Annotated in this window: 13 protein-coding genes; 2 read left to right on the plus strand and 11 right to left on the minus strand. The window is 44.7% G+C overall.

Features of this window, described 5'->3' with window-relative positions:
- The 10 genes from D7V92_RS07140 to D7V92_RS07185 form a co-directional block, all read right to left on the minus strand.
- Positions 1-927, minus strand: a complete 927-nt coding sequence (locus D7V92_RS07140; protein ID WP_121772584.1) for a glycosyltransferase — start codon at positions 925-927, stop codon at positions 1-3.
- Positions 917-2,218: an O-antigen translocase gene (locus tag D7V92_RS07145; RefSeq protein WP_121772585.1), complete on the minus strand. Its 1,302-nt coding sequence runs from the start codon at positions 2,216-2,218 to the stop codon at positions 917-919. Before D7V92_RS07145 ends, D7V92_RS07140 begins: the two co-directional genes overlap by 11 nt.
- Entirely contained in the window at positions 2,206-3,309 is a 1,104-nt protein-coding gene (locus tag D7V92_RS07150; RefSeq protein ID WP_121772586.1) for a DegT/DnrJ/EryC1/StrS aminotransferase family protein, read from the minus strand. The genes D7V92_RS07145 and D7V92_RS07150 overlap by 13 nt, the downstream gene beginning before the upstream one ends.
- Positions 3,306-4,502 (minus strand): formyltransferase family protein, encoded by a 1,197-nt coding sequence (locus D7V92_RS07155; protein ID WP_121772587.1) that lies wholly within the window; start codon positions 4,500-4,502, stop codon positions 3,306-3,308. Before D7V92_RS07155 ends, D7V92_RS07150 begins: the two co-directional genes overlap by 4 nt.
- Positions 4,499-4,915, minus strand: a complete 417-nt coding sequence (locus tag D7V92_RS07160; protein WP_121772588.1) for an FdtA/QdtA family cupin domain-containing protein — start codon at positions 4,913-4,915, stop codon at positions 4,499-4,501. The genes D7V92_RS07155 and D7V92_RS07160 overlap by 4 nt, the downstream gene beginning before the upstream one ends.
- Positions 4,915-5,403, minus strand: a complete 489-nt coding sequence (locus D7V92_RS07165) for an FdtA/QdtA family cupin domain-containing protein (RefSeq protein WP_121772589.1) — start codon at positions 5,401-5,403, stop codon at positions 4,915-4,917. The genes D7V92_RS07160 and D7V92_RS07165 overlap by 1 nt, the downstream gene beginning before the upstream one ends.
- Positions 5,404-5,627: 224 nt before the next feature.
- Positions 5,628-6,032, minus strand: coding sequence for an FdtA/QdtA family cupin domain-containing protein (locus tag D7V92_RS07170; protein WP_121772590.1), 405 nt, complete (start codon positions 6,030-6,032; stop codon positions 5,628-5,630).
- Positions 6,033-6,595: 563 nt separating this feature from the next.
- Positions 6,596-6,970, minus strand: a complete 375-nt coding sequence (locus D7V92_RS07175; RefSeq protein ID WP_005855755.1) for a DUF86 domain-containing protein — start codon at positions 6,968-6,970, stop codon at positions 6,596-6,598.
- Positions 6,963-7,256 (minus strand): nucleotidyltransferase family protein, encoded by a 294-nt coding sequence (locus D7V92_RS07180; RefSeq protein WP_121772591.1) that lies wholly within the window; start codon positions 7,254-7,256, stop codon positions 6,963-6,965. The genes D7V92_RS07175 and D7V92_RS07180 overlap by 8 nt, the downstream gene beginning before the upstream one ends.
- A gap of 69 nt (positions 7,257-7,325) precedes the next feature.
- Positions 7,326-7,754: a hypothetical protein gene (locus tag D7V92_RS07185; protein WP_005855752.1), complete on the minus strand. Its 429-nt coding sequence runs from the start codon at positions 7,752-7,754 to the stop codon at positions 7,326-7,328.
- 137 nt (positions 7,755-7,891) lie between these two features.
- Here D7V92_RS07185 and D7V92_RS07190 point away from each other — a divergent pair, with 137 nt between their 5' ends.
- Both D7V92_RS07190 and D7V92_RS07195 read left to right on the plus strand, forming a co-directional pair.
- Positions 7,892-8,455 carry a BT4734/BF3469 family protein gene (locus D7V92_RS07190; RefSeq protein ID WP_005855750.1) on the plus strand — a complete coding sequence of 188 codons (564 nt, stop codon included), beginning with the start codon at positions 7,892-7,894 and terminating at the stop codon, positions 8,453-8,455.
- A 55-nt stretch (positions 8,456-8,510) separates the two neighbouring features.
- On the plus strand, positions 8,511-10,607 hold the full coding sequence (locus tag D7V92_RS07195) for a DUF3987 domain-containing protein (RefSeq protein WP_121772592.1): 2,097 nt from the start codon (positions 8,511-8,513) through the stop codon (positions 10,605-10,607).
- A gap of 2 nt (positions 10,608-10,609) precedes the next feature.
- On the opposite strand, the gene D7V92_RS07200 is transcribed toward D7V92_RS07195, so the two are convergent.
- The coding region (locus D7V92_RS07200) for a sugar transferase (RefSeq protein ID WP_147441518.1) at positions 10,610-11,139 on the minus strand (530 nt) is incomplete at its 5' end.

An 11,139-nucleotide genomic window follows, 5' to 3' on the forward strand; every position in this document is an offset into this window, starting at 1 on the left:
TCAATCCTCTCTATCGTACCATGCTTTTATTGATAACGCCGTAATTATTTTGCTTATCATAGAAGTATATTTATTTTTTTTATTTCGGCAAATACTATACAAGATATAATGACGCACTCTATCCACCCATTCATTTTCCCAATATAGAATATTCCAAAAAGGAATTTGTCCATAAATCTCCTTTTGCAAAAAAGCCTTCCTGCACTGATAGAATCTTTCGTTGTAAAACACTCCTACATTTGAAGTTATACTACCATGTCCTACTCGGTAATAAACCATTTTTATTGGTAAATAATCAAACTTATGGTTATTATAAAGGCACTTATAGGCAAAAGGATAATCCTCCATATAGCGATATTCCTCATCGTATCCACCTATCTCATCGAACAAACGATGACGAATCAATAACGCAGGGGTAACTATAAAGAAAGAAGTGAGAATGCTTTTTTGCTGAGTAACCAAATCAAAGTGTAACATTTTCCGCCGCTTTTCATTAGGATAGATGCCTCCATATATTTTCCCCCCCGTTTCTTTATCCACATGAAACCTCTGTAAGTCACAAACCACCAAATCTCCACCACCTTCGTACTTCTTAACAAATTCCTCTATTCCTGTAGAAACAAGAATATCATCTCCGGCGATAAATTTGATCCATTCACCTTTACACTCCGCTAAGCCTCTGTTCGCATTAGCAGGAACACCACTATTAATTTCGGCTTCTACCATTATAGTATTAACAAATCGATCCTTGTTTGCTTCAAACCATTTTTTACAAATCGAGACCGTTTCATCCGTGGAACAATCATCACTAACTATCAACTCAATGTTTGTATAAGTTTGTGCTTTAGCGCTCTCCAAGGTTTCTAACACATACTCCGAAGAGTTATAGGTAATTACTACTATCGAAACTAACGGTTTATTTTCCATATATCAATTTTCTAAACAAAATGACCATACTTCCCATATACAATATATAATTCACAAAATAAGCTTGCGTAAGTCCAACAACTCCATTCCATCGCATAAACAAAAAACCTAGAAGAACAAATCCCATAGAAAAAAAGATCTCCGTACTGATAAATGTCTTGGTCATTGATTTTGCGACCATCAAAAAGGCCAAAAGCCAGCTACAGATCTTAAAGAAATCACCCGCCATTTGCCAAGCAAAGAGATTCTCCATAGGAAGAAATTCCGGGGTGAACAGGATACGGATAACCACGTAGCGCAGCAAGTAGACCAGTGTAAAACCAGCCAACAACATTGGAACGATCACCTTATAGGCCTTGAATATCTCACGACGCAACTCCAACCTATCGGTCAGCTCAGAGAGGCGAGGAAGATAATAGACAGAGAAAGAAGAGGTGATCACCATCAAATACATACCAGAAATACGATTCATTCCCTCCCACCAACCAGCCTCCACCGGAGAAATCTCCGAGATCACGTAGCCACGAAGCAACATCTGAGATGCGGGAACCGTAGCTGCGGTAGTCAAGGTCATCAATGTATAACGGAAATATTTCCGGGCAAGGACACCATCCAGCTTGTTCTTGAAATAATTAAAATTCACCCAAGGTAATTTCCGTACCATCCAAAGGGTGATAAAGAGCATCACGCTTTGGTAAGTGACAGCACTGATCAATGCTCCAGGTAAACCCAACGTACAGACAAAGCCTAGTGTAAACACCAATCCAACAAGGCTGTTAGCGATATTGATCCTTACATAACGCTTGAACTCCTTAAAGCCGTTGATAATGGAAGTGAGCATCATGTTCAAGGCATAGAGCAACACCGTGAACCCAAATATGACAAACACAGATCCATACTCCGGTGAGAGCATGACATACTCACTCAGATAAGAGTGAAAGAAGATCATCAGTAGCCCTACCGATAATGAACAGACCACCGTAATCCGCAATGCGGCAGATAAACAGTCTCTTACCTTATCCTCATCCTCCTTGTATTCAGATATATATTTAGTGATGCCACTGTTGATACCTCCACTGGAAAGGGACATCACGATTGAGGCGAAATTATTAAGTTGTCCAACCAGCGCCACCCCAGTGGGGCCAATGATGGAGGCGACTACCTTAACACTGATCAACCCGGTTAGCATCTTCACTAAAGTGGACATGGCCGTAAAGGAGAAAACCTTCACAATATCCGCCGAAGTGAAACGCTTACACAGGGAAAGCAATCTTCGGATCAATACTCCCATGCGTTCAGCAACTCAACCACCTTCTCCGCCTCCTCATCCGTCAGCGCAGGACTCATCGGTAAGCTCAACTCCTCCCTATGGATCTGCTCCGTGATGGGAAAAGAAAGATCATTCCATTCCTTATAGCACTCCTGCTTATGAGGTGGAATCGGATAGTGAATGATAGTCTGAACACCATTTTCCAAAAAGTATTTCTGTAGCTCATCCCTGCGCTCCGAACGGATGGTAAAGATATGGAATACATGCGCATCCCAATCCTTCACAATAGGTGTAACGATCCGTGGATTCTTGATATGCTCGATGTAATACTTGGCAATCTGTTTTCGGATAGCACCATCCTCATCCAAATGTCTCAGCTTCACATCCAAGATAGCGGCCTGTATCTCATCCAATCGGCTATTACGCCCCCTGTATTTAAATACATACTTACGCTGTGATCCATAGTTGGCCACAGCACGCACGATCTTAGCAAGCTCCTCGTCATCCGTCGTCACCGCACCTCCGTCACCCAAGGCTCCCAGGTTCTTACCCGGGTAAAAGCTATGACCTGCAGCGTCTCCCAATGAGCCGGTCTTCCGTCCCTTAAACATGCAACCATGTGCCTGCGCATTGTCCTCCACCAACTTGAGACTATACTTCTCGCACAACTTTCCGATCTTATCCGTATAGGCACATTGTCCATAAAGATGCACAATCAAGATCGCCTTGGTCTTTTCCGTAATGGCAGCCTCGATGCGGCTGTCATCAATCTGATAGGTTTCAAGGCTAGGTTCCACTAACACTGGTATCAAACCATTTTCTGAGATGGCAAGAATAGAAGCGATGTAGGTATTAGCCGGCACGATCACCTCGTCACCCGGCTTCATCATCCCCATCTCTACATAAGCACGGAATATCCAGATCAAGGCATCCAAACCATTTGCGCAACCTACCGTGTACCTTGTCCCGATATAAGTAGAATAATCCGCCTCGAACTTCTCATTCTCCTTTCCCTGAAGATACCAACCTGAATCAATCACTCGACTCACAGCCTCATGAATCTCAGACGAGTATCTGTCGGTTATTTTCTTTAACTCTAAAAACTTGATCATGATATATTTTTTTTGATATAATCAGCTAAATCCACGGATTGGTCCTGTAAATAGTCAAATAGATCTTTTGATGAATAATCCCGAATATAAGGATCCGCTTTAAAATGAAGACACAAATCTATGATTGAATAATCCTTATTCCTTAGAGCAGCGTCTTTCGCATACATAAAGACAGTTGTTCCATTATTGTTTTGGACATTAATCTGTGCCCCATTCTCCATCAGATAACAGAATACATCAATCGAATTATTATAAGCTGCAACCATTAGTGGTGTCCATCCATGTACAAGTTCCTTCTCACAAACATAATAAGTAATAAAGGGAATTTCTTTCAGTTCATCTAAACGATTCTGTTCGCAACAATCCAATACCAACCCCATGCAATCTTTATAAAGATCTATGTCATAGTCAATGGTAGCAACCGTTATTTTATCTCGGTTCTCAAAAAGAACAGTACCAGGTTTAGCCTCGCTCTTTGTATCTAAAATTACGGCTTTTATAATTGGTATACCTAGCATCTTAGGCAGTTGATAATCCCTAAAATGAAATGCCCTAACTTGCAAAGACAATTGATAGGCTGTTGAATGAAAGTTAAGGCACAAATTTGAATAGTCTATACTTGATTTAGAATAATAAGCGGACTCCTCTTTAGGCTGTCTATACGCCTTAACACTATCCTCAATTAAATACTGAAGATGGTTCTTTACTAACAGTGTACCTTGCTCAATATATTTAAGGTAAAGATCTTTCGCTGTATCTGTCGGATTTATCTCAATGACTGATTGAGCGATAATATCGCCCGTATCAATACCCGAGTCGATATAGTGCAACGTAACTCCAGTCTGTTTCTCTCCATTAAGGATTGGAAATGCACTAGTATACATACCTTTGTATGCGGGTAACATAGAAAAATGTATATTAAACAACCTTCTGCTGACAAACAAAGAAGGGTTAATAATCCGATCAAACTCCAAAGACAAGAACAATAAATCACTATCAATATAGACTTTTTCTAGAGTCGTTATCTCTATTCCATTCTCCTGTGCATATTTCAAGAATGATCTTTGAAAACCGTCAATACCCTTATCATTCCGATTAGGGATGATTTTTATAGGATACATCGGGTAATACTGTGTTAGATATTGGCATATCTCAACTGCGATATTATTTTTTCCCGCAACGCAAATATTCATTTCTTATATTTTATAAATTCATCATAATCACGTATGTAATCCGCTTCATCATAACCATGAGAAGCCAGTACAAGGCAGACAGCTCCTGTTGAGAAATCATCGAGCGTGCGCCAAATTCCAGGCACGATATACAAACCTTGATAAGGTCGATTCAAGACGAAGGTACGTTTAACCTTGCCATCATCCAGCGTCACTGTAAAACTACCGCTTGCCGCAATAATTAATTGGCTCAGCTCCCTGTGTGCATGTCCCCCACGGCTCTCGCCTCCAGGCACATCATACAGATAATAAGTACGACGCACTTCAAATGGAATGTCCTCCTTATTCTCCACTACCGTAATGTTTCCCTTGCGGTCGCTATGATGCTTGTCCAACTCTATGACAGTACAATCATAAACTTTGCTCTCTCTCATCAGGCCGCCTCCTTTCTGACAGGAAGGCAATATAAATTAATGCATTTTATCCCTCCCTGTTTTATATTATTTAACGTTTTAACATATTGAAGAAAATCATCAGAATCACGAATGTAGTCCTCCTTTTCATAAAGATCTGAGGCCAAGACCAAACAAATGGAGCCAGAAGAGAAACCCTGTTCCGCAGCCCAAATGCCGGGAGGAATATGCAAGCCATAAAAAGGACGATTCAACAAAACGCTACGCTTGTTTACCCCATCATCCAACATCACCTCAAAGCTGCCACTTGCAGCAATCAGAAACTCAAGACATACCTTATGAGCATGACCACCTCGTGCCTCACCTCCCAGTATATCATACGAATAGAATACTCGCTTGATATCAAACGGCACATTCACATTCCCATGGATCAGTGTGATATTCCCCGCCCGGTTCTCAATCTTAGGAAGCTCCACGATCGAGCAATCATAAACCGTTACTTTACACATACTATTTTTCGTTTTAAAGATTTCGAAACAGGAATCTCATAATAATGATACACCACATAATTGGAGAAAAGGATGAGCAAGAAACAAACAACCATCTCCAATTGCCATGAAGAACGAGACTCCACAAGAACCACCAGCCTTAAACCATCCAGTTCCATCCACGGGATAATGATGAAGGAAAATCATGATAGCAAATATGAAACGAAGAGATTGCAGCAAGGATATCATGGATTCATTATCCTTAGGAATTCTTGATAATCATAAATGTAGTCCTCCGCATCATAGGGCGTGGATGCCAATACCAAAGCCAAGGAATTGGTAGAGAAATTATTCATCTCACGCCAAAGCCCCTTGGGGACATACAAACCATAATAAGAGCGATTCAAGGCATAAGTGGTACGCACCTTACCATTGTCTATCACCACATCAAAACTACCCGAAAGGGCTACGATGAACTCTTCGTTCTCCTTATAGGCATGACCGCCCCTTCGCTCACCACCGGGAACGTCATAGATCCAATACGTCCGTGCTATTTTGAAAGGAATATGTCTCAATTCCTCAATAATAGACAGGTTGCCTCGCTTGTCCAAGATTTTGGGCAAGTCGATAATCTTAACTCTATCTTCCATATTGTTTGATAAAAATGATTGGTCAAGTAACATGGTCACTCCTTCCATGTAAACGATTTATAGTAAACTACCACTATAACGTACTCTTACCTATCAACAAGCCACGTTCATGGTAATATAAATCTGTTTGATTTCATATTTTGCCCTATCAGGTAACCTTTACTTCCTTTTGCGGCCGAGGAATATAGTTATTAGAAAAGAAAGATACATCCACTTTCTCGACCTCCAGTTAGCATCCAATTCAGGGCATACCCTCTTTAAACCCAAATCGGTCATTTGAGAATGATTTTTTCCGTGATCGGTTTAGTAAAATATTGTAAATTAGCTTTTTATAGATTGTGTTTTCTAATGGTGGTCATTAGTAAAATGTAGTCATAAATATTCTGTTTTTCAAAGTATTATAGGCTTGATCACACATTTTGAATGTTCTAATGACCGATTTGCGTTAAAAGTTAATTCTGATTTCAACACTAGCCCGTGGTCAATGTGATCTTATCGGAGATCAAATCCTGCGTATATAGATATACGCAAACATGAGTTTAAACTATATTTATCGTGATAAGTCACCGAGACAAATCCCTCAGCATAACACAAATAGTGGAGTACAAATCCGGAACCTCCTTTTGAAGACTATAAAGTATCACGCTTGCGTCAATATCAAAATAATGATGGACAATGATATCTCTCATCCCTTTAATATCCTTCCAGTTTACAGCCGGATATTTAAGAAGTAATTCCTTATTCGTTATTTTGTCTAGATTTTTGATTGCCTCACCTACAGCGACAAGTTTCATACAAACACTATCCAATAGAATCATACCAGACTCATTCATATAAAAATCATCAACCTTATGAATATGCGAAGTTCTTGCCATTATCATTGAAAGAGTATCCTTTATCTGCGACAAGGTATCCAAGGCCAACTCCGTATCAAACATAGATTCCCTCCCTCTCGATTCGTTTACGAAGCAACTGATTCATCCGGTCTCTAAGACGGATGATATCCACCGGGCTTCCCAACAGTTCTTCCAATTCATTTTTCAAATGGGAGAGAGAGAAAAGCCCTTGCGCCTCACCCTCGTAATAAATGTCCACATCACTGCTTTCCGTCTGTTGATCACGAGCCACAGAGCCAAAGATACCCATCCTCAAGATTCCGTACTTTTTGCCTTGACGAACCTTGAAGTCTCTTAATAACGCTAGGATCTCTTGTCTCGACTTCATAAGAAAATAGAATATTGACAAAGAAACAAATAAATATCCAATTATGCAATCATTCATAAACCAAAACACCTACCCCTCCCCCAGCACATACTTCACGATCGCCCGCCGGATATTGCGCAAGCTCTTGCCTTGCTTGAAGGGGAGCAGGGGGATGATGGCGTTGATGAATTCCTTGCTCTTGATCAGTTTGGCCGGTTCCACGCAGTCGCAAAAGACCTCGTTGAAAAGGTCGGTCAGCACCGTTTGGCAGAGGGTGGCCACATCCGGGCATTGGGCGATTCGCTTTACGAAGTCGTGACGTACCTCCTCGTCTTGGATATAGGAGGCTAATAAATCACACGGCTCCGGATCCGGCCTCACGTCTTTTTCCGAAACGACCTCCGGCTTTTCTCCCGGGTCCAAGCAAATATATTGAATGGCAAACATGGCGTTGGGCAGCACCTGTATGTTCTCGCCATGGATGTGCAGCACACACGGGCTCGCTTTCTCTTCACTCATATCTTCTTCTTTTTCCTGTCACCGAATTACTTTTATGCGCAAATAACTTACCGATAGGTGCAAATAACTTACCGGACCGTTTTTTCTCACTCTTTTACCTTTCCTTTACCAGCCTAAACTTTAAATCAAACGAGTTAATGAAAGAATGTATCATGTCCTTTTTCAACGCCCCCATCTCCAATCAAGTGCCGAGTGGCGTGACCAGTGTCAAACAGTTGCATACCTATATCACCTCCAACGAGTGGCTGAAAGAACGAACGCTCAGCGTACAGGACGCTTTGAGCGACGAGAAACGGTTCCGCAAACTGAAGCAAAACTTACTGCCATACGTCACACCGGCCGGGGTCTTCTCCTATCGCAAGGAAGACCGCCTGTTATTCCTTTCCGGAGAGTTTGTCATCGATATCGACCATCTCCCCTCGCCGGAGGAAACCCTCCACTGGCGAGACACCTTGTTCGCCGATAATAAACTGAGACCGGACCTAGCTTTCGTCAGCCCAAGCACCACAGGCGTGAAACTGCTCGTCCCCTACCGGCTCTCACCCAAGGCTTCCATAGAGGAATCTTTTGATAAGGCACGGCTATCGGCATGGGAATACCTGAAATGGAAATACGGATTGAATGCGGATGCCTCAAACGCCGATCTCTCACGGGCGTGTTTCCTCTGCCATGATCCCTCCGCTAAGCTGCGGGAGAGTTGATAGTTGACAAATGACAGTTGACAGTTTAAATCATAAATTATAACTTATAAATCAAATGAATCCATTATCAGATTTAGAGCGGCTTGTCGCCGCCATCGAACACCAAGGGGCGAACATCGCTCCCACTTACCAAGAGTATATGCCGATCGCCTTCGCCACCGCCAACGATTGCGGGGAAGCGGGAAGGACGTTCTTTCATCGCATCTGCCGCCTGTCCGAGAAATACCTCTACGAAGAAGCGGACAAGCTATACGACCACGCCCTCAAAGCGGGCAACGGGCGCAACGGATTAGGCTCCGTCTTCCACTGGGCCGAGATTGCCGGCGTAAAAACGGACAAGCAACTGGCCGACACCTTCCGCCAATACCTGAGGGAGAACAAGAATCCTTCAAACCTTCAAGCCCCTCTCACACCCACACACGCACATACGTACGCACGTGAGGACTTGCCACCCGCTTTCCCGGATTATCCGTGGCCCCCGTTCATCAAGCAGATGATCGATTGCGGGAACTCCATCGCCCAGCGTGACATACTCCTGCTGGGAGTATTCACCGTACTCGGGGGCACCTTGAACAAGCGGGTACGGGTGTTATACGGACAAAAATACATGTACCCATGCCTACAAACCTTCATCGTAGCGCCTCCCGCCTCCGGAAAAGGAGCCTTGACATGGGTCAGGCGCCTAGCTGAACCTATTCACGAGGAGATGATGGCCCGCTACAAAGACAGCCTAAAGAATTATCGGGAGGAAAAGAACCGATGGGACTCACTCGGCAAGAAACGCTCCGAGACGCCCGAGCCGGAACAACCGCCCCTCAAGATGTTCCTCATAGCCGGCGATAACTCGGGTACCGGTATCTTAGAGAACCTCATAGAGGCCGACGGCGTGGGGCTGATCTGCGAGACCGAGGCTGATACCGTGAGTACCGCCATCGGAGCGGATCACGGCCATTGGAGCGATACCTTGCGTAAATGCCACGACCATGAGCGACTGGCCTTCAACCGGCGTACCAATCATGAGTACCGGGAATGCGATGAGTCTTATCTCAGCGTATTGCTAAGTGGAACCCCGGCGCAAGTAAAGCCGCTGATCCCCTCGGCGGAGAACGGCCTGTTCTCTCGCCAGTTATTCTATTTCATGCCACCCATCGATGAGTGGATGGACCAATTCGATTCGGAAGGCGAGGATTACGGCCTACGCTTCGCCACATGGGGAACACAATGGAAACAGGTACTGGACCTGATCAACGGATCGGTCCAAACGATCCAGCTAAGGCTATCCGAGAAACAGAAAGAGCTGTTCAACCAACGGTTCGCCCAGTTATTCTCCCACGCCGGTTACGCCTATGGAGGTTCCATGCGAAGCGCCGTGGCCCGTATCGCCATCAATACCTGCCGGATCCTGAGTATAGTAGCCCTGTTGAGAGCCTTGGAGAAATTCCTCCCTCCCCAACAAAAAATTTTCAATTCTCAATTTTCCATTTTCAATTCCCCCGGTCTCTCCCCCGCCCCGGAGATACCCATCGAGAATATCAAGGATGGTATCGTCCCCAAGCTGGACCTGCGGGTCACCGACGAGGATTTCCAAGCCGTACTCACGCTCATAGAGCCTCTTTACCGCCATTCGAGCTACGTGCTGGGCTTCCTGCCTACCTCCGAGGCCATCCCTGTCCAGACCTCTCCTGAACAGGCTTTATTCAATGCCCTCCCAATGATGTTCTGCCGTCGGCAGGCCGTGGAGGAGGCAGCGAAGAACGGCATACCCGAGAAAACACTCGACTCCTCCCTCAAACGGATGCTGGAGAAGGGAACACTGATCAAGACCGCACGGGGATTCGCCGATATCGGGTATCATTTCTATATCACACGGGACGGGGAATTACACCGCTGCCGGCCGGTCAACCAGATCGGGGCGCACGCAGCCGGATGGAACGACAAAAGTATCGGTATATGTTACGAGGGAGGACTCGACGAACAAGGCCGTCCGGCCGATACCCGGACCTACGCCCAGCGCTGTACCTTGATGGATCTGCTACGGCAATTACGAAGGGATTACCCGGAGGCACGCATCCTAGGACATTACCAACTTAGCCCCTATATCCGTAAGGCTTGCCCCTGCTTTGACGCAAGGGAGGAATACGGGGAGATCTAGCATTAGAATTTCTTACCAAAGGCTATATTCAAGAAGGTCTTCACCAATATCTTGAAATCGAACAGCCAAGAGCGATGTTCCAGATAGAACAGGTCGTAACGCAAGCGGCGGAGCATCTTATCGACCGTGTCCGTATACCCATTGTAGAGCGTGGCGTAAGAGGTCACCCCCGGACGGATCTGGTAGAGGTAACGGTAACGAGGATCACGCTCCATGATCTGGTCGATGTAGAACTTACGCTCGGGACGGGGACCGATAAAGGACATGTCGCCCACGAAGACATTCCATAACTGGGGCAGCTCGTCCAAGTGATGTACCCGGAGGAATTTTCCGACACGGGTCATCCGGGGATCTGCCCCACCCTTGTAAAGGGCCGGACCGAACTTCTCCGCATCCAGACGCATACTGCGAAACTTATAGATGTTGAACGGGCGACCGAAACGACCGATACGCTTTTGCTTAAAGATCGCCGGGCCTCCATCCTCCCGTTTTACGGCGATATAACAAAGTAAAAACAGCGGGGAGAATACGA

It is taken from the genome of Parabacteroides sp. CH2-D42-20, from assembly GCF_003670185.1.
Taxonomy (GTDB): domain Bacteria; phylum Bacteroidota; class Bacteroidia; order Bacteroidales; family Tannerellaceae; genus Parabacteroides; species Parabacteroides distasonis.

Bases quoted from the DNA above. Each gene is read 5' to 3' on its own strand.
- D7V92_RS07185 (WP_005855752.1), bottom strand. From the start codon at position 7,754: ATGAGTGAAGAGAAAGCGAGCCCGTGTGTGCTGCACATCCATGGCGAG.
- D7V92_RS07175 (WP_005855755.1), bottom strand. From the start codon at position 6,970: ATGTTTGATACGGAGTTGGCCTTGGATACCTTGTCGCAGATAAAGGAT.
- D7V92_RS07165 (WP_121772589.1), bottom strand. From the start codon at position 5,403: ATGTGTAAAGTAACGGTTTATGATTGCTCGATCGTGGAGCTTCCTAAG.
- D7V92_RS07190 (WP_005855750.1), top strand. From the start codon at position 7,892: ATGAAAGAATGTATCATGTCCTTTTTCAACGCCCCCATCTCCAATCAA.
- D7V92_RS07170 (WP_121772590.1), bottom strand. From the start codon at position 6,032: ATGGAAGATAGAGTTAAGATTATCGACTTGCCCAAAATCTTGGACAAG.
- D7V92_RS07145 (WP_121772585.1), bottom strand. From the start codon at position 2,218: ATGGGAGTATTGATCCGAAGATTGCTTTCCCTGTGTAAGCGTTTCACT.
- D7V92_RS07140 (WP_121772584.1), bottom strand. From the start codon at position 927: ATGGAAAATAAACCGTTAGTTTCGATAGTAGTAATTACCTATAACTCT.
- D7V92_RS07160 (WP_121772588.1), bottom strand. From the start codon at position 4,915: ATGAGAGAGAGCAAAGTTTATGATTGTACTGTCATAGAGTTGGACAAG.
- D7V92_RS07195 (WP_121772592.1), top strand. From the start codon at position 8,511: ATGAATCCATTATCAGATTTAGAGCGGCTTGTCGCCGCCATCGAACAC.
- D7V92_RS07155 (WP_121772587.1), bottom strand. From the start codon at position 4,502: ATGAATATTTGCGTTGCGGGAAAAAATAATATCGCAGTTGAGATATGC.
- D7V92_RS07180 (WP_121772591.1), bottom strand. From the start codon at position 7,256: ATGAAGTCGAGACAAGAGATCCTAGCGTTATTAAGAGACTTCAAGGTT.
- D7V92_RS07150 (WP_121772586.1), bottom strand. From the start codon at position 3,309: ATGATCAAGTTTTTAGAGTTAAAGAAAATAACCGACAGATACTCGTCT.